The organism is Pseudomonas rhizophila (genome assembly GCF_003033885.1).
Classification (GTDB): domain Bacteria; phylum Pseudomonadota; class Gammaproteobacteria; order Pseudomonadales; family Pseudomonadaceae; genus Aquipseudomonas; species Aquipseudomonas rhizophila.
Genome location: NZ_CP024081.1, coordinates 863,639 through 879,428, shown reverse-complemented (window position 1 = coordinate 879,428; position 15,790 = coordinate 863,639). Strand labels below are relative to the sequence as shown.

Here is a 15,790-nt window from a genome sequence, read left to right as displayed (position 1 = left end):
CCTGGCCATCATCTGTTCGGGGTCAACCTTCCAGAACCAGGCCAGGTCATAGGCGGCTGCGATCAGGTCGCCGATGGCTGCGACGCCGCACTCATGAAAAAACTCGCGACGGCCCAGCTCAGTGCGTTGAGGTCAGCCAGGTCCAACTGGTTGACCGACGACGGCGGGATGCCGGCGCAGACCGCGATGTATTTGGCCGCGACGTCCATGTCCAGGCTCACCTCCTCGCTCTTGTCGATCTTGTACGGCAGCGCCTTGATCGCCCGGACCTCCTGCACCGTCGGACGGCGCAGGGTCAGTTCGCTCAGCGGCTCGCCGTGGGCCTCGATGGCCACGCGCAGCGTCACGACATCGCTCATTGCCAGGTCCCCTTGATGCCTTCGAATTTCAGTTCGATGGTGGCGTCGTCGCCCTTGGACACCGGCTCTTCCACCAGGTAGGCGCCGGCCAGTACGTAAACCTTGCCGTTGTTGAATTCGCAGGTGACGGTCATGTCGGTGCCGGCGACCAGTTGCTTGAGCGGGAAGTCCGCGGTGTGCAGCGCCGTCACCTTGAAGGACGGGGCAATGTCGGTTTCCTTATAGAAACCCGGTACGACGGTTTCGCGTTTGGTGAACATCAGTGGCGCTTCGCAGCCGCCGTTGATGGTCAGTTGAGCGCCGTCCACTTTGACGTAGCAGGTGCCCGCAATCAGTTGACCCATGGTGTTTCTCCCTTCAAATAAAAAGCCCACACGAGGTGGGCGCAGTTCATACGTTCAAACGCGACTTTCAGGCGGCGTCGTCGTATTGCAGACGGAACTGGTTGAGCAGTGCGAACACCCGCAAACCATTGATGTAGTCCGGCGGGAACAGCACATTGACCCGGCTCGGGTCCTGACTGTCACGCTCGACAACCAGGTGCTCGGCGAACAGCTCGGCGTTTTCCACGTGGCCTTCCAGCTCCAGCTTGGCGTACTGGGCGATCAACTCGCCGCGAATGGTGCTCGGCGTCACGATGGGCTGGCCGGCGCCGAAACGGGTGCCGTCGGCAGCCAGTTTGTGGCGCCCATATTTGCTGGTGATCACACTTTGCAGGCGACGCACGATGAACGCCGACTGGTGCATGGTTTCGCTGTCCAGGTAGGAATTGTCAGCCTGGCCAAAAGCGTTCTTCTGATAGGTGGTGATCGAACGCTGGATGCGCACGTAGCCACCTTCGTAGTACGCCGTGGCGATACCGTAGTTGAGCAGCGACTGACGCTCGGTCAGGGTGAAACGTTCGCTGGCCGGCGCCGGATCCAGGCCTGGCAGACTGCCGCTCTGGGTCGGACGGCTGGCGTCGGCGGAAATGAACACCGCAGTACGGGCGGCCAATGCAGCGGCCTGGACCCAGAACGGTTGCGGCACACCCAATTCCAGGGCCTGGATAGTCATGTGCTGGTCGTTGCGCGCCTGACCGGCCGCCACCAGGGTGCCGATGGTGCCGCGCTTGGCGCTGTAGACATGGCCGAACAACTGCTTGGCCCAGGACCAGCGACCAGTGCTGTCGTCCATGACCGCTTGCCAGGTGTTGAGGCTTGCCACATCGGACCACGGCATCGCGATGAATTCGAACGGCTCGTCACCCAGCGCCGCGACGGCGGCGGTCTGGTCCGGCACACCGGCACCACCGGTCATTGCCGTGATCGCTGTGGTCAGGCCGGCCGGGGTGTCTTCACCATTGCTCTTGCCCAGGCGATTGAATTGCAGGCTGATGTCGTTACCGCTGTCGCCGGTCCATTTGGCGCTCAGGGTCACAACACCCTCGGCAGCCGCAGCAATCACCGGCAGATCGGCCGCCGCGTTGATCTTCAAGGCCAGCGCAGTGGCGGCTTGAGCGGCCGTCGCTCCATTGACGATGGCCGCCTGAACACGCACGCCGCCCACATACAGATTGAGCATGCCGCTTTGAGTGGCGGCGCCGGTCAGGGTCAGCACGCCCTGGGCAATGGCACCTTCGACGTTGTGCAGCGGCAGGCACCAGATCTCGCCCAGCGGGTCGGTCTTGCGCCAGGTTTCGTACATCGAGGCGAGCATCGAACCTTGACCGCCGATGTTTTTGGCCAGCGCAACGCTGGACACCAGCACCAGTTTACCGACCTCGGCCGGGGCCACGTTGTCGTTGACCTGAGCCACGATCAACCGGCGCATGGCCGACGACGCGCTATTGGCCGCCGAGTTGTCCATTTCGGCGTAGAACAGCGGAACACGAATGTCCGCGGGAATGTTGCTGAATCCGATCGCCATTATTTGGCTCCCTGTGGTTTTGCCGCTTTCACGGTTTTGGTAGTGATATCGCCATCGGCCAGACGTCGACGCCACCAGGCGCTGTCCGGTACTTCACGGCCCTCGAGGGGCAACAAATCGCCCGCTTCCGGGTCCGGTACGGCACGGCCCGGGGCCGGCAGCACGGTGATGCGTTTGCTCATGGGGTTACGTCTCCAGAGAAGGTCAGTTCCACGCGCCCATCAGGGCCGGGACGTTTCAGGTTGGGGTCCGCCGGGTCGATGGCATCGACCCGCACGGTGGCCCCGGTAAAGGACGACAAGCCGTCCAGTTCACGCTCGTGCCAGCTTTCGGCAGGCTGGCTCGCCAGATTGCGGCCCAGCTGGAACTCGGCGAAAAAGTGCAGCCGGTACAACACGCGGCTGCTGTTGATGGAAACCAGTTCACTGCCGTCGTACTCGATGCCGGTGTAGTCACCACCGGGCTTGAACCCCACCAGCGCCCGCCACAGTTCGGCGCGCAGGTCGTGCAACAGATCCAGCGCTTTTGTCGCATCGGTGGCGTCGAGCACCAGTACGGTGTCGAAACGGTCACGCACCGCTTGCAGCGTGGCGTTCTGGGCGGCGTTCTTGCTGGCAATGTCGGCGCTTGGCAGGACATAGGCGCAGGGGGGTTGCAACGGCATGTCGGCTTGCAACGTGGCGAGGTCAAACCCTGCTGCCACGCGATTGCCGAGCGCAGGACATTGCTCACGCAGTTGCGTGAGGATCGGAGTGATCTTCATGGAGGTGCTCCAGTTGTATGGAAGGCGCAGTCAGAACTGTGGGAGCGAGTCTGCTCGCGATGGCGGTGTGTCAGGCAACATCAATGCTGGCTATGACGGCCTCATCGCGAGCAGGCTCGCTCCCACAGGGGAGTGGTGTTTAGGCCCCGGCATCCAGGCAGGTTGCATCAATCCTGCTGCGATAGCTTTTTTCCCGATCGCCGCTGGCGGTGACTTTGTCGATCGACCAGCGCCCGCGCATGAAGTCCGGCCAGGAGGCGTCCAGCAGCACGATGCCTTCGGCGCACAAGCCTGGATTGCCGGGGCATTCGATCGCCACCTTGAGTGCTTCGCGCATCATCCGGCGTACCTCGCCTTCACCGGCGGCGCGAGCATCGTTGGCGCTTTGAAAGCGCTGGCGAAGGGTCTTGAACGGCGCGATGCCGCTCTCCTCGACGCGCATTTTCCCTGCCGCCGCATCCCACCAACTGGCCTTGCAGCCCTGGTATTTCGCCCGGGCGGTGTCATCCAGGACGGCGGAGATAAAGGCGTTGTCGCCCGGGCGGTTATTCGTCGTCACCGACAGTTTTGTCTCGGGCAGGACTTTGCCCGACAAAGACTTCGCCTGCCCCCGGCGCGCCAGCACATACAGCTCGTTGACCGGCTTGGCGACGGCGTCATAACGGTGAGCCAGTCGCGTCAGAAAACCCATGTCGGTTTCGTTGGACTGATCGATGTGCTCGATTTTTATCAGCGCCAGGTCCGGCGCCACACGCGGGGAAAACCCGTGTCTGGAGGTCAACTGACGAAACAGCGCGCCCAGGGTCGTCGGACCATGACTGACGGATCGCCGTTGCTTGAAACCGGTCTGATCGGCCGCACTGAACGGCGCCGCCGTCGCGACAAGCGTCAGGCGCAGGGGAAACAGCGTCGGCGTGCGCCGGGTCAAGACGAACTCACCTTTATCCACCAGCCCCGACTCCAGATAACCGACCCGCAGGCCGATTTTCCCGCCCAGGCTGGGCAATCCTTCAAGCCCTTCCAGGCTGATGGTGAGCGTCAGTTGATCGGACTCAATCCCCGCCGCGTCGATGTGCGTCCAACTGAGCAAGCGTTCGTTGAGCAGCGCCGCGTTCGCACCGTAGATTTCCACCGCTGGCGTGAAACCCAGTGACATATTGCCTCCTTAATCCCAGGCCGAAACCGGTGTGGGTGCGACGGGTTGTAGATCCACTTCCGGCAGGACAATCCATACACCCGCCGGCAATACCGGCCCCCACTCGGCCAGCTTCGGATTGAGTCGCCAGAGCGCCTCTTCGGCGGCATCGTCACAACGCTCAAGCTCGCGGTACAGCAACAGATTCACCGAATCACCGGCGATACTTCGAACCCTACGCATTGGCGAACTCCGTCAATTCAATCACCCAGCCGACCACCATCGCGGTGCCGTCATCAATGACCTCGGTCTGGGTTTCCGACACCTTGTTGATCTGCCACAGCCCCCAGTTGCGGCCGATGCCGTCAACCAACGGCACCGGAGCGCGTCGGGCCTGTAATGCACGCAGCTCATCGAGTCGGTCCATGGCAGTGGCGTACATCGACTTGCCGGTGATCGTCAGCGCTTGCAGCCCTTGACCGACCTGACTGGATTTGGGTTTGCTGGTGAGGATGTCGATGCTTTTCCAACCGCCATCCGAGGTGCGGACCAAGGAGTGGTAGGCGAAGTTTCTGGACAGACCGAAAATGAAACTGCCCAGTGCCATTTGCTGACGCATCACGTACCTCCGTCAGTCAGCGCCGCATCACTGCGCATGGCGAGTGAGTTGGGCATGGTTGTCAGGCCGAACTGGCCCGAGAGCTGTTGCACAACCAGGTTGGCCAACTGACTGGCACTGGCCTGGTCCTGGCCGTTGATGTAGATGTTTGCGGTCATGGTGTTCTGATGAGTGCTTGTCGGGGTGCTGGTCAGGTCTTTGCTGACCTGCTCTGGAGCGGCGAGTCTGTCGGTGGGTGCGACGAGTTTTTCGCCCAGAGACGCCCCGGCATCGCTCCCCAACCAACCGCCCAGCAGTCCGCCGATCAGCCCACCAATGGCAGTGCCGATCACCGGAACGACGCTGCCCAAAGCGGCACCGGCCGCGGAACCTGCGGCAGCGCCTGCCCAGCCGCCACCTGCGGCTCCCAGGCCTGCGCCCATCATCCGTTTGTCGCCGGTGAGCACTCCCTCGGCTACATCAGCGACGGCGCCGACGACTTTCAACGGGCCGGGCGCCTTGCGAGTCATCGAGCGCAATGAGGCCGTTGGCGCGAGTGAAAAACGCCCTGCGCCTCCCTGTGAGCCTCGTGGCCTTCTCGTGGATTCGGGACGCTGGTTGGCATTGCTTGTATCCAGCTTGCCCACACGAGGATTTCTGAGATCTTCGGAGATCACCTCACCCAATCGGCCGGGAAGGTGCGGGGCGGCCCTACCCAGCACTCGCTTGGCCACCTGACTGGACATTTCATCCACTACGGCCTTGAGCAGCACACCCACCAGCGGTTTGATCGCTGCGGCAACAAGCACAATTGCAGCGGTGGCTTTAGGTGAGGATTCAGCCAATTCACTCATGCCATCGGCCAGCGAACCCAGCCACTGGGACGAGGTATCCGCCGAAGGCATCAGGGCATTTCCCGTAGCCACCGACAAACGCTCGCTACGGGCGTTGAGGATGTTCAGCTGGCCTTGTTGGGTTTTCGACAGCGCCAACGCGTCCTGCCGCACCGAGCCGTCGTTGCCCAATTGCGACGTGGCATATTGGCCTGGGTCTTTCACCTGCAAGAAGGCTGCGTTCACATCAGGCAGTTTCTGCGCCATGCGCAGCACCGCCTCATCGCCATTGCCGAAGAGCGTGCCGGCAAGGGCCGAGCGCTTGTCGGCCGGTTGCGCGTTCAAGGCCGCCAGCACCGTCATCACCGTGCCAGACGCCGTGTCCTTGTCACGCAAGCCGCTCGCCACCGCCGTGGGCGCCAGACCCAGCTGTTTCCAGGCCGTTTGCTCGGTGGCGGAGGCCTGGTCACCCTTGCCCAGGGCCGTCGTGAAACTATCCAGCGCCACCCCGGCTTCAGCTTGTTGGGTACCGGTATTGAGCAATGCCGCCGTCAACGCGGCGGCTTGTGCAGGGGCCAGGCCCGCCGTCGTCGCAGCGGCACCGTCATGCTGCAAGACCGCGCCGATCTCAGCCGCTTTCGCACCATTGGGTAATTTGCCCAGTTGGTTGGCGGCATCCGCCAAGTCAAAGGCTTGTGCGCCGCTGAGCTTCATGGAGATGCGCCAGTCGGCCAGCATTTCGGCGGCCTTCATGGCCGGCATCTCGAACGCCGCCGCAGTGACGCCAGCATCCGAGGCGAAGTTCGACAGGACCAACTGTCGCTCCGAGGCATCGTGCACATCGCTACCGATGCCTTTCCTGGCCGCCAGGCTTTGCATCCTCACCACTTCAACCGCCGTGGTGCCCCCGGCCGCCACCAGCGGTGCGGTGGCGATCTGCTGGGTTGACTCAGCCACCTGCTGAATCTGACGCGGCCCGAATTGGCTGGCCTTTTTCAGATCGGCCATGGCCGAATCCATCGCTATCGCCGGTTTGAGCAGCACCGGTGGTTCGATACCGCCACCCGACTTACCCTTGGGCTCACTGGCCGACTCACCCTTGGCGCCGGCGCCCATCGTTTGGGAGAACAATCGTTGCGCCGACAGTTTCACGGTCAGCGACTCAATCGCCGTGGTCAACAACCCGAGTTTGAGCCCGAGTTTTTCCAGCACCAGATCGAGGCTCGACAGCTGATTCCCGGCGAACGCACCTTGCGCTGCCACACCACTCGTGAGGCTGGTATTACCGAACGCCAGCCCGCTCTCATTGAAGGCTGCGTATTTGAGCGAATATTTATCGTTCGCCATCCGGCCCTACTCCTTTTTCACGCCAAGGCGAGTCATCGCGATGTCGTAACGACGTAATGCCTTGCCGACGTCCCACTCCAGAATTTCCGCTTCACTTACCGGGTAAATGAGCGGCACCACATCGAGGATCACTTCGATGTCGCGCTCCGAAAGAAGTCCGCCGGTTTGTTTAAAAAATCGTCGATGCGTACCTGAAGCTGTGTCCAGTCGGGCACGGTCAGCAGGTCCAGATCGGGAATCATCAGGCCGGTGCAATGGGCGGTGATGAACTCGGCGCGTTCCTTGGCCGTCTTCAGTTTTTTCATCGCCTTGGTCGCTCGCAGCACGGGCATTTCCAGGGTCAGCGAGGTCAGGCTGCGGCCAGCGACGTTGAGCGTTTGGAGCAGTTGCACCTGGTCGGGGTCGACTGCTGCGCCATCCGTCGATTCCAGAAAGTGGGACGCCGGGCGAGCGGACATTTCGTGCACGTATTGCGCAATGCTCACGTAGTCCGGGCGCTTGAGCTGATCCAGCTCCTTGACCGACAGGCCGGTGGCCAATTTGGCCAGCTCGAAAAACTGGTCGTCCTCATCGTCGCCGGCACGGGCCAGGGCGTCTTTCTGTGCAGCGTAGTGCAGCGGCTTGAGCTGAAGCTGCTCAATTTGCGCCCCGTCATCACCGGTGATCGGCGACAGCAAGACGTGAACAGGAGGTGTCCAGGACATGAAGTGAATTCCTTGGTCAATCATGGGAAGTTGCGCGGTGCCGGTCAGTGGAGGACGCAACCTGTGGGAGCGAGCCTGCTCGCGATGACGGCGGTACACCCAGCATCAAGGTGTCTGACACACCGCTATCGCGAGCAGGCTCGCTCCCACCGGATTGCGTTCAGTTGCCAGGCATTTGCTTAGGGCAACAACACCGCACGACGGGCGTCGCCGAGGATGTCGACGCCGTTGAGCACGAACTTCTGGGTGCGCACGTCGATGTCGATCACCGGGACACCATTTTCGAGACGGTTGTAGGTACGGCAGGCCAGCTCAAGTGTCGTGGTGGGTTTGTCGCCCATCTTCAGCTTGGCCTCTTCCAGGGATTTGAGCTTGCCGCCGACGGTGTGGTAGGTGAACCAAGTGTTGCCATCCTGATCCTGACCGGCTTCACGCACGTTCAGCAGAATGTCGTCGCCCAACTGCACACCCAGGGCGAGCATGATTTCCGGCCCGGCCCCTTGCAGTACGAGGGTAGCGTTCAGCACCTTGCCGCTCTTGGCCATTTCTTCGGCAATGAAGCGTCCACCGACCATCGCCTCCATGTCGAATTCGATCTTCGGCGGGCTGAACTCTTCCACCGTCGCCGACAACGGCAGGCCTTGCAGGGTGGCCGCGATGGCCTGTCTTACGCGGTTGGTAAACATTAGAGAACGTCCTCCAGGAACTGCTCGATGATTTCATCGCGGGCATTGAGTTGATAAATCATGTGTTCGTTCGGCGCGTAGCGGCCGTAGTCGATGACCACGTACCAGGTGCCGTTCTTGTACTTCTCGACGCTGTTCAATTCCGGGTGCAGGTACACGCTGCCGCCGGGGATGGTTTCGTCGGCGACCAGGGTTTGCAGCCAGTCGTTGATGCGCTTGACCTCCTGGTCCATGAAAGATTTGGTCAGGTTCTTGGCCATGGCCTTTTGGCCGGCTTTCACCAGCTTGCGGCTGATGGCATCTTCAAGGCCGACGTAGCTGATGAACTTGCCAGTGACGGAGCGGTTACCCAGCAGCGAGAAGCCGCCGAGAATGGTCCGGGCGTAGTAGCAAACGCCGTAGCGGTTGAGCAGATCACCTTCGGTGGAGGTGTCGAGGATGTTGTATTCCACGGTGCGCGACACGTCTTCGGCGTAGGTCACCTGGTTGCCCGGGCTCTCCCATTGCTTGACCTTGGCCAGCGCGGCGATGGCCAGGCTCGACGGCGCCAGGAAGACATTTTTCTTCGCCGCTTTCGAGTACACCGCTGGCATGTTGTGCACCACCAGGCAACGGTCGAAACCGAGGTCCGCGCCGCCCAGTTCCTGGCTGTAGGTCACTTGATCAGCAACTGCCGCGTCCTTGCCGTCGAGCACCACGCGCGCCTTGATACGCTTGCCGAACGAGGCGAACTCGCTCGCCACCGCCTTGGTGCCGGTGAAGCCTGGCGCGCCGATGATGGTCAGGTCTTCAGCGACCCCACTGAGCGCCGCCAGACCGAGTTTGCGCCCGGTCTCGGGCTCGATGCCGCCAATCACGTTGTTCTGCGTATCGGCCGGTGTGGCGCCCTCTTCGACGATGACCACGTAGACCGGCACCTTGACCACTTTGAGGATCTGGTAAACCGCCTGAAACAGCGTCCCCGCCTCAGCACCGGTCGGGTCCAACTGGGCCTGAGTGGTGAAGCTGTTGATGCGAAATGGGGTGTTTTTCGGAATCAGCAGATTGGCATTCGGCGCGGTGCCGACCAGCCCGATGACGTTGTCACCCAGGCCACCCATGGCCTCGGGAGATTCAGTGGCATTGACGGTGATGCCGTTGTGCTCGAAGTTCAAAACCTCAGCCATGGTTATTCAGCCTTTTTGGTGGTGGCCTTTTTGGCCGGGGTGGATGCAGAAGCCGGTTCGACGGCTTCGGTTTTTTTCAGCTCCAGGCGACCAGCGCTGCGCAAGGCGTTGGCCTCGACGTCGAGCAGGTCGAGTTCCTGGCCGACACTCGACCAATGGCCGCCGCCGGTGGGAAATGGGAGGAGCACGGTGTAGGTTTGGCGTAGTGCCATTTGGGGTTCTCCAGATACGAAAAAGCCCCGTGTGTGCGGGGCTGTTGTCAGGTTTGTGATGTTGCGGAAAAGAAAACGCCCCGTCGGTGCGGGGCGTTTTATTGGGGTTGGTCAGCGAGCCAAGGGGGTGCAATCGGCCGCGACTCCAACAAAGGAAAGTCAGACGCTTGCGGCCAGTCCCGAAGCGTCTGGCGGTAGGAGAGCAACTCGGAAAATTGCTCTGCATTCAACGTAGGCGCCATTCCTAACTCCTGTTCTTCACGGTGACGTGCGACCAACCATTCAGTGCTTCGAATTTCAGAATCGCGCCAGCTACGCTCGAAGGCAATCATTTGATCAGGCGCTATCACCCGGTCAAAGGCCTGAGGCCAACCATTGACGACCCTTATTTCTTTGCCTTGATCAATCTCATCTCTCAAGGCTTGGTACGCCCCCTGAGAAAGCTCTACACACTCCTTCCCGACCGCATCGCCATAAGGCTCTCCGGGATAAAAGCCGCCTGTTTCTGCGCAAAAAAATACAGTCATGATCAATATCCCCAATATTCCCAGGTTCCACTGGTGTTAGTTAGCGCCAACGTGGAGTTGTTGTTAACACAGACGACAACTGTGGTTTTTGAAGACCCGTTCGGGCGCGGCTGTGCACTGCACAAGCCTTGACTATGAACTGACGCCGAGGCAGAAAGAAGACCATTCGGGAAAGCTTTGGGCAAGGTAATTACTAGCCCGACGTACGCACCGCTTGCAATAGAGGGCGCGTTAAAAGTTCCCCATTGACGGATCAGCCCGCTCGGAAAGTCTTGACTGCCACTAGGCCCGATACTAGTGGAAAACATCCCCGAGTACTTATTAAGTACGGTCCCCGAAACCACCCTCCATCCACCGACATGGGAAACCAATATGATGCTTTCGAAAACATCAATAGGGACTACGGAGAGAACAGATAATCCGATAGATATCAGGTCGTCCGCAAAGGCTCGTAAATTGAAACTTCCTGCACCTGCGGAAATAATGATTGACTGGCCTGATGTTGTCGTTGACAACTTTGGCAACGTGACATCTAAACCAGCTAACCCAGCGGATCCGATAATTAGACATCCTGTATCGTTTACCGTCAGCGCTGTTGATGATGTAATGATCTTGACGCCCGAATAGTTTCCAATTAGGGAGTTAATGGCTGTCGAATCTGCAATCTGGGCGGAACCTGATGCCCACCATCCACTGGTGCCGTCAGTAGTAAGATCCAGCGTGGAACCCGCGGGCATAACCATCGTAGTTTTAATGAGACTGCCCGACTTAATATTGTCTGAGCCTGGGCAAAGAATGGTTACTACACCCGTCCCCCGGTTTCGAAGACTTACTGTTCCGCCTGCACCGCCGCTGTTGGCAGCAGGTAGAGTGATGTTAAACGTCCCAAGGCAGGACACCATAGAACCGAACGCCGTAGAAGCTACCAGCGTCGTATTGGATGTTGCGTTAAGGAATCCTCGATAGTTCCCTTTTGCGCGCTCTACAAATTCGGTAGTGGCCAGCAACTTGCTGCTATCGAAAATCGATGGTGTGTTTGCCGTAGGGTCTACCAGAGCTGGAGAGTTAATCGGCGCAAACCCTTGAGTGATGTTCTGAAACGCCAACGCCGTAGTACCCAGAACAATCCCACCATCTGTTATTAACTGCCAGATCGTATTGGCAAGCGTCGTGCCCTCCTCCACCGAGACAATCAATCCTGAAGTAACCTCGGCGTTCGCATCAGCATCCTTTGCCCGAACCCAAGCGCTGTTCGCGGCAACGTAGATACCGTTGTCTTTCGCCAAGGTCTGTGATTTAACAAGCACCCGATTCCCGGCAACCACGGCAATACCATCAATCGCCTGCGCACCACTCAAAACAATGTTGGCCGTCGTCGCCACCCGTACAGACTGCTTCCTGTCGAGCTTGGCGAGTTCGTCGGCCACATAACCGGCCACCCAGGCCCGCGTCGCCTTGACCACCGTGTCATCAATCAGCAACGTCACCAACTCAGCATTACTGGTCTCGAAAATCGACCGGATATAAAACTCTTTCCCTGAGCCCGACGTCGCCAACACCGGCTTGAACGACTCCGGATATTTGACGATCGCATACAGAATCCCGGTATCGGTCCAGATCCCGGCCTCACGCACATACCAGCCGCCCACGTCGGGCGGGATGGTGACTTCAGCGAGCAACCAGCTCGGGTTTTTCTCATCCTGGAACAGCGCATTGAGTGGCCCGCGCCACACTTCGCGTTTGAGCGCCGTGGCGGTTGCGGCCGGGTTGTAAACTTCGCCGCCGCCGTCACCGACGGAAATCTGCGACAGCTTGATCGGTGTGCCCGCCGCCTTGCAGGCGGTTTCGTAGGCGATCCCCGCATCGGTGAGCAGGGTGTAGTAGTCGGCCATTTAGGACCCCTGTGGATAAATAGTGGAGGTTTCGACGGTGTAGAGCGCGGCGGCCTTGAAGGCCTGGCCCGAGGCTTCAAGCCCTTCGATGACAATCGGATAAACCGTGGTGAGTTCGCCGCACACCGTGGCGGCGCCGATGACGTGACGGCCGAACGCACTCAAGCCGACAGAGACCGTCAAGGTGTCGCGCTCGCTTTTGGCGTCGGCCAGACGGCGGTCGAGACGGGCGTCGATGGCTTCGCTGTAGGGCTGTTCGGTAAACGCCCTGACGTAAAAGCTGTAGGGCGGGCCGGGGGGCGTTTGCTCATGCCAAGCGCGCACCTCAGGCATCAGTTGCAAACCCTTGGCGGCGTTTTCCAGCGCCTTTCGCGTCCCGGCTTGCCGTGCGGTGGGCCAGGCCAGTTCAACCGTCAGGCGCTTTTCAGCTTCGGGCGCCGCAGAGCTCCACTCACTGACCCCGCGATCCGCCGCGAGGTACGGCAGAAACGCCGAGGGCGTTGCCACCGGGTTCATCAACTCGGGAAACGGCGGATCGATACGCTCCAGCAGCCGGGCGAAACCCAGATCGAGCGCCTTTTCCAGCGGCGAACTGTTGGCCGGCAGCAGGCTTGGGCGAGGTGTGTCGTCACTCATAACGTATCCACCTCGACCTCGACACCCGTGCAGTACGGAGCTTGAAAAGCCGTTGTCACAATCGGCTCGAGCGGTTCGAGAATCTGCAACTGAACCGCCCCCGCGCTGTGCAGCGTGTAGTCGATCCAACTCGGGTCCACCCGGCCCTCCAAGTGATGACAGGCCTCGGCGTACGCCTGCAGCTGCTGTTGTGCCGCAACCTGGGTCAAGCCCGAATCCGGGCCGGCATTGATCTTCGCCACGACGCGGATTTTGTAGGGTTTGATTTGCGCAGCCTGAACGATGATGTGATCCGTCTCCGGTCGCACATCAGGACGAGCGAAGTGCTGACGAACACCCTCAAGGAGTGTCTCGGACGGTGTGCCATCGCCCTCCCGGGACAGCACCGTGACCGTGACTTCTCCCGGCGCGGTGCGGCGTCCATTACCGTCCTTGACCTGCGCCGCATAGCCATCCGGGTTGAAGGTGTAGGTAACCGTCACGACACCGGCCGAGGCGTTTTCCACCTTCACGACGGGCCGTTCACCCAAGGTAAAAATCTCCCGCCGATACTGCATGCGCGAGCCGGCCGCCGGGGCATGGGGCGCCAGGTAATAGCGCAAGCGGGCGTCATCATCGCTCTCGTAAACCGGAGGGATGGGCGGGAATGCTGCCGGGTCGCCAGGATCGAGCAACTGGCGTTCGAGGCCCATGTCCGCGAGGCGCGCATCGAGGTTGGTCCCCGTGGCCCACCACGCCAGCATCTGCTTGATGCGGGCGTTGTATTTGCGTTCGTGGGTTTGCAGGCGGACGCAGAACGCCTCCAGGGCCAGGGTCAGCAATTCGCTTTCGTTTTCGAGGCTGTCCACCAGCTTCGCCGCGCTGGCGGGAGAGCGTGCGGCGACGTACTCGACCACGAAGGTCTTGAACTCTGCGAGCAAGTCTTCGAACGCTTCGACAGTGACGATTGCCGGTTCGGCCAATTGGTTCTGGCCGGGTATCAACATGCTCATGTCACCACCTCGAAAGTCTGTTTGCGGTTTTTCCAGGTGCCGGCGAAGCGCAACAACAAACCGGCACCCTGTCGGCTGGCGACAATGACCTGCGGCTCGAAGTCTCCAATGCCGTTGTCCGGGTTGTAGAACGCTTGGGCCGCGTGGCTCTGGGCAAGGATCAGCAGGTCATCGCCGAGGTTCTGCCCGAGCAATTGCGTGAGGGCGCAGCCATACAGAGGGCGCTTCTGGCGAGTGCCCAACGGCGTGGTCAATGCACGAGTGGCGCGCTGCACGAACTGCAGCCAGTCGTCGACCGTGGCGCCGGTATTTCGATCGATTCCAATCATGAGGAAATCTCTTATGCGGTACTGATGACGCGCCCCTGGTGATCCACCACCGGGCCGCTCAGGTGCACACCGGACGCGTCGAGCCGTATGCCGACGGCGCCCAGTTGCAATTCGATGGCCTGCGGCGTCATCGCCAGCCTCGCCGGGCCAATGCTTAAGTCGATGGACTCACGGGAACCGGTGAATGCCGTCGGGCCGTTTTGCCAGTGCAGGACATGGCTGGCGTGGTCGTAGCCGTTTTCCGTGCCGTCCTGATAGCGGCGGCGCGTCAGTGATGCCTGTGTGGAGACGGGCGGGAATTGACCGCCGTTGAGACCGAACAACGCCACTGACTGCCCACCGCTCTCACCGCCGCCATGGTTCAGCAGCAAGCACTGCTCGCCCACGGAGGGAATCCGCGACTCGCTCTGTTCGCCAGCACTGGGATTGAAAAAACGGATCGCCGGGGTCAGCAATTCGCCATGGCTGACCTTGCAGGTGTTGCTGGTCGCATCGACTTCCTGACAAACACCGATGCGACAGAAACTGTCGGCGCGCCGATGCAGGTCTTCCAGTTCGGTTTCCATCTCGGCCAGACGCTCGATGAGCGGCCCCAGATGCATCCGTAATAGCGCATCAAACATGGGTCAGCCCTCAAGTGCGGTGTATTGAGCCGGGTCATCGATGTTCGAGACTTCCCAGGTCCGGGCAAATTTCGGGATGCCCAACGGGTCCTCCAGCAGCGTCGAGCCGAGGTAGAGGGTTTGGGTAAATGAAAGGGTCCAGGCGGTGTATGCCCGAGCTTCGTGGGTGAACGTGGATGCAAGGCCATCGATCTCCGTGGGCAGATCACATTGATCGCCCGACAGCCCCCAGCGGTTATCCACCACCAGATGTTTCAGCTCACCGGCGAGATCGCACGCCTCCCATCCCGCAACGGCCATGACCACTTGCAGGGAAACCGTCAGGACATGGGCGATACGTCCGTCGTTGGCGCGGTTGCCTGACGCATCACGCTCGAGGGCAATCAGCACCCAGGGTTGGTCGTCGGTGCCATCGAACTCCTGGGGGCTGCCGATTTTCAAAGTGGGATAAGTGGCGCGTAGCGTCTGGGCAATGGCGAAGAACAGCTGCGACGGTTTTTCGAGGGCGGCAGGCATCAAGGTCTCCTGTTTTTTATGGCGGCACGAAGATCAGCAGCGAGGGATCAATGTTGGTCGGAACGGGAATCACGCGGCGGCAGCTCACTGACGCCCATCCGCTTGGCGGCCCAGCGTTCGTAAAGCCCGATGGCCACGTCCGCCCCGGCCATCGCCGTCAGGCAACCGAAGGCTCCTGCGGCCCAGATCGACAGGCCCATGGCGTACAACAGCATGATCGCCGAGACGCCGCAGACCATGCAGGCGCCGGAACGCAGGGCCAGGCGACGCAGTAGCGACCAGCCGCGGGCGCCCTCTTTGTCGGCACGCCACATCTCGCCGGTCACGCCGCCCACCAGGGCGAGCACGATGACCAGCCAGATCGGCATGTCCAGCAACGCTTGTTGCTCGTTTGTCATGTCACGCCTCCTGGGGTGATGGATGAGAAATGTGTGTTGGGTTCAAACGATGTCTCTTGAGGTAGGCATTCCAAAAAGCCCGGGGTGAACCGGGCTTTTCAGTAATGCGGTCCTTCGCCTTCCCTGGCCGATGGCCAGAAGGAAGTTGATCTTTCGGCGCGACTGG

21 protein-coding genes are annotated in these 15,790 nt (G+C 60.7%); all 21 read right to left on the bottom strand.

Annotated features, from left to right (window positions below; genetic code table 11):
• Positions 1-62: 62 nt before the first annotated feature.
• Complete coding sequence (locus CRX69_RS04080; protein ID WP_047230006.1) at positions 63-359, bottom strand: phage tail assembly protein; 297 nt, start codon at positions 357-359, stop codon at positions 63-65.
• Positions 356-703, bottom strand: coding sequence for a phage tail tube protein (locus CRX69_RS04075; protein ID WP_003198314.1), 348 nt, complete (start codon positions 701-703; stop codon positions 356-358). The genes CRX69_RS04080 and CRX69_RS04075 overlap by 4 nt, the downstream gene beginning before the upstream one ends.
• Before the next feature lie 67 nt (positions 704-770).
• The gene (locus CRX69_RS04070) at positions 771-2,267 is read right to left on the bottom strand and encodes a phage tail sheath subtilisin-like domain-containing protein (protein ID WP_047230005.1); all 1,497 of its coding nucleotides are present in this window, start codon (positions 2,265-2,267) and stop codon (positions 771-773) included.
• Positions 2,267-2,449 carry a DUF2635 domain-containing protein gene (locus CRX69_RS04065; protein WP_047230004.1) on the bottom strand — a complete coding sequence of 61 codons (183 nt, stop codon included), beginning with the start codon at positions 2,447-2,449 and terminating at the stop codon, positions 2,267-2,269. The genes CRX69_RS04070 and CRX69_RS04065 overlap by 1 nt, the downstream gene beginning before the upstream one ends.
• On the bottom strand, positions 2,446-3,030 hold the full coding sequence (locus CRX69_RS04060; protein WP_107321588.1) for a phage tail terminator protein: 585 nt from the start codon (positions 3,028-3,030) through the stop codon (positions 2,446-2,448). The genes CRX69_RS04065 and CRX69_RS04060 overlap by 4 nt, the downstream gene beginning before the upstream one ends.
• A gap of 139 nt (positions 3,031-3,169) precedes the next feature.
• A complete protein-coding gene (locus CRX69_RS04055; RefSeq protein ID WP_107321587.1) occupies positions 3,170-4,186 on the bottom strand; it encodes a contractile injection system protein, VgrG/Pvc8 family in 1,017 nt (338 codons plus the stop codon).
• 9 nt (positions 4,187-4,195) lie between these two features.
• Positions 4,196-4,408, bottom strand: coding sequence for a tail protein X (locus CRX69_RS04050; protein ID WP_047230001.1), 213 nt, complete (start codon positions 4,406-4,408; stop codon positions 4,196-4,198).
• A complete protein-coding gene (locus tag CRX69_RS04045; RefSeq protein ID WP_076386147.1) occupies positions 4,401-4,784 on the bottom strand; it encodes a phage tail protein in 384 nt (127 codons plus the stop codon). Before CRX69_RS04045 ends, CRX69_RS04050 begins: the two co-directional genes overlap by 8 nt.
• Positions 4,784-6,943: a phage tail tape measure protein gene (locus CRX69_RS04040; protein ID WP_107321586.1), complete on the bottom strand. Its 2,160-nt coding sequence runs from the start codon at positions 6,941-6,943 to the stop codon at positions 4,784-4,786. The genes CRX69_RS04045 and CRX69_RS04040 overlap by 1 nt, the downstream gene beginning before the upstream one ends.
• A 128-nt stretch (positions 6,944-7,071) precedes the next feature.
• Positions 7,072-7,647, bottom strand: a complete 576-nt coding sequence (locus tag CRX69_RS04035) for a phage tail assembly protein (protein WP_107321585.1) — start codon at positions 7,645-7,647, stop codon at positions 7,072-7,074.
• A 179-nt stretch (positions 7,648-7,826) separates the two neighbouring features.
• A complete protein-coding gene (locus CRX69_RS04030; protein ID WP_047229996.1) occupies positions 7,827-8,333 on the bottom strand; it encodes a phage major tail tube protein in 507 nt (168 codons plus the stop codon).
• On the bottom strand, positions 8,333-9,499 hold the full coding sequence (locus tag CRX69_RS04025) for a phage tail sheath protein (protein WP_047229995.1): 1,167 nt from the start codon (positions 9,497-9,499) through the stop codon (positions 8,333-8,335). The genes CRX69_RS04030 and CRX69_RS04025 overlap by 1 nt, the downstream gene beginning before the upstream one ends.
• 2 nt (positions 9,500-9,501) lie before the next feature.
• The gene (locus CRX69_RS04020; RefSeq protein ID WP_107321584.1) at positions 9,502-9,711 is read right to left on the bottom strand and encodes a hypothetical protein; all 210 of its coding nucleotides are present in this window, start codon (positions 9,709-9,711) and stop codon (positions 9,502-9,504) included.
• A 98-nt stretch (positions 9,712-9,809) separates the two neighbouring features.
• Entirely contained in the window at positions 9,810-10,238 is a 429-nt protein-coding gene (locus tag CRX69_RS04015; protein WP_107321583.1) for a phage tail assembly chaperone, read from the bottom strand.
• A gap of 2 nt (positions 10,239-10,240) precedes the next feature.
• Positions 10,241-12,130, bottom strand: a complete 1,890-nt coding sequence (locus CRX69_RS27805; protein WP_240539585.1) for a phage tail protein — start codon at positions 12,128-12,130, stop codon at positions 10,241-10,243.
• A complete protein-coding gene (locus tag CRX69_RS04005; protein WP_107321582.1) occupies positions 12,131-12,766 on the bottom strand; it encodes a phage tail protein I in 636 nt (211 codons plus the stop codon).
• Entirely contained in the window at positions 12,763-13,758 is a 996-nt protein-coding gene (locus CRX69_RS04000; RefSeq protein ID WP_076386159.1) for a baseplate J/gp47 family protein, read from the bottom strand. Before CRX69_RS04000 ends, CRX69_RS04005 begins: the two co-directional genes overlap by 4 nt.
• Complete coding sequence (locus CRX69_RS03995; protein ID WP_076386161.1) at positions 13,755-14,087, bottom strand: phage baseplate protein; 333 nt, start codon at positions 14,085-14,087, stop codon at positions 13,755-13,757. Before CRX69_RS03995 ends, CRX69_RS04000 begins: the two co-directional genes overlap by 4 nt.
• 11 nt (positions 14,088-14,098) lie before the next feature.
• Entirely contained in the window at positions 14,099-14,710 is a 612-nt protein-coding gene (locus CRX69_RS03990; RefSeq protein WP_107321581.1) for a phage baseplate assembly protein V, read from the bottom strand.
• 3 nt (positions 14,711-14,713) lie between these two features.
• Positions 14,714-15,226, bottom strand: coding sequence for a hypothetical protein (locus tag CRX69_RS03985; protein WP_107321580.1), 513 nt, complete (start codon positions 15,224-15,226; stop codon positions 14,714-14,716).
• Between the two features lie 47 nt (positions 15,227-15,273).
• Complete coding sequence (locus tag CRX69_RS03980) at positions 15,274-15,624, bottom strand: phage holin family protein (RefSeq protein ID WP_047229987.1); 351 nt, start codon at positions 15,622-15,624, stop codon at positions 15,274-15,276.
• Between the last annotated feature and the right edge of the window lie 166 nt (positions 15,625-15,790).

Excerpts from the sequence above, each read along its gene's own strand:
- CRX69_RS04080 (WP_047230006.1), bottom strand. The coding sequence starts at position 359 with ATGAGCGATGTCGTGACGCTGCGCGTGGCCATCGAGGCCCACGGCGAG.
- CRX69_RS04075 (WP_003198314.1), bottom strand. The coding sequence starts at position 703 with ATGGGTCAACTGATTGCGGGCACCTGCTACGTCAAAGTGGACGGCGCT.
- CRX69_RS04070 (WP_047230005.1), bottom strand. The coding sequence starts at position 2,267 with ATGGCGATCGGATTCAGCAACATTCCCGCGGACATTCGTGTTCCGCTG.
- CRX69_RS04065 (WP_047230004.1), bottom strand. The coding sequence starts at position 2,449 with ATGAGCAAACGCATCACCGTGCTGCCGGCCCCGGGCCGTGCCGTACCG.
- CRX69_RS04060 (WP_107321588.1), bottom strand. The coding sequence starts at position 3,030 with ATGAAGATCACTCCGATCCTCACGCAACTGCGTGAGCAATGTCCTGCG.
- CRX69_RS04055 (WP_107321587.1), bottom strand. The coding sequence starts at position 4,186 with ATGTCACTGGGTTTCACGCCAGCGGTGGAAATCTACGGTGCGAACGCG.
- CRX69_RS04050 (WP_047230001.1), bottom strand. The coding sequence starts at position 4,408 with ATGCGTAGGGTTCGAAGTATCGCCGGTGATTCGGTGAATCTGTTGCTG.
- CRX69_RS04045 (WP_076386147.1), bottom strand. The coding sequence starts at position 4,784 with ATGCGTCAGCAAATGGCACTGGGCAGTTTCATTTTCGGTCTGTCCAGA.
- CRX69_RS04040 (WP_107321586.1), bottom strand. The coding sequence starts at position 6,943 with ATGGCGAACGATAAATATTCGCTCAAATACGCAGCCTTCAATGAGAGC.
- CRX69_RS04035 (WP_107321585.1), bottom strand. The coding sequence starts at position 7,647 with ATGTCCTGGACACCTCCTGTTCACGTCTTGCTGTCGCCGATCACCGGT.
- CRX69_RS04030 (WP_047229996.1), bottom strand. The coding sequence starts at position 8,333 with ATGTTTACCAACCGCGTAAGACAGGCCATCGCGGCCACCCTGCAAGGC.
- CRX69_RS04025 (WP_047229995.1), bottom strand. The coding sequence starts at position 9,499 with ATGGCTGAGGTTTTGAACTTCGAGCACAACGGCATCACCGTCAATGCC.
- CRX69_RS04020 (WP_107321584.1), bottom strand. The coding sequence starts at position 9,711 with ATGGCACTACGCCAAACCTACACCGTGCTCCTCCCATTTCCCACCGGC.
- CRX69_RS04015 (WP_107321583.1), bottom strand. The coding sequence starts at position 10,238 with ATGACTGTATTTTTTTGCGCAGAAACAGGCGGCTTTTATCCCGGAGAG.
- CRX69_RS27805 (WP_240539585.1), bottom strand. The coding sequence starts at position 12,130 with ATGGCCGACTACTACACCCTGCTCACCGATGCGGGGATCGCCTACGAA.
- CRX69_RS04005 (WP_107321582.1), bottom strand. The coding sequence starts at position 12,766 with ATGAGTGACGACACACCTCGCCCAAGCCTGCTGCCGGCCAACAGTTCG.
- CRX69_RS04000 (WP_076386159.1), bottom strand. The coding sequence starts at position 13,758 with ATGAGCATGTTGATACCCGGCCAGAACCAATTGGCCGAACCGGCAATC.
- CRX69_RS03995 (WP_076386161.1), bottom strand. The coding sequence starts at position 14,087 with ATGATTGGAATCGATCGAAATACCGGCGCCACGGTCGACGACTGGCTG.
- CRX69_RS03990 (WP_107321581.1), bottom strand. The coding sequence starts at position 14,710 with ATGTTTGATGCGCTATTACGGATGCATCTGGGGCCGCTCATCGAGCGT.
- CRX69_RS03985 (WP_107321580.1), bottom strand. The coding sequence starts at position 15,226 with ATGCCTGCCGCCCTCGAAAAACCGTCGCAGCTGTTCTTCGCCATTGCC.
- CRX69_RS03980 (WP_047229987.1), bottom strand. The coding sequence starts at position 15,624 with ATGACAAACGAGCAACAAGCGTTGCTGGACATGCCGATCTGGCTGGTC.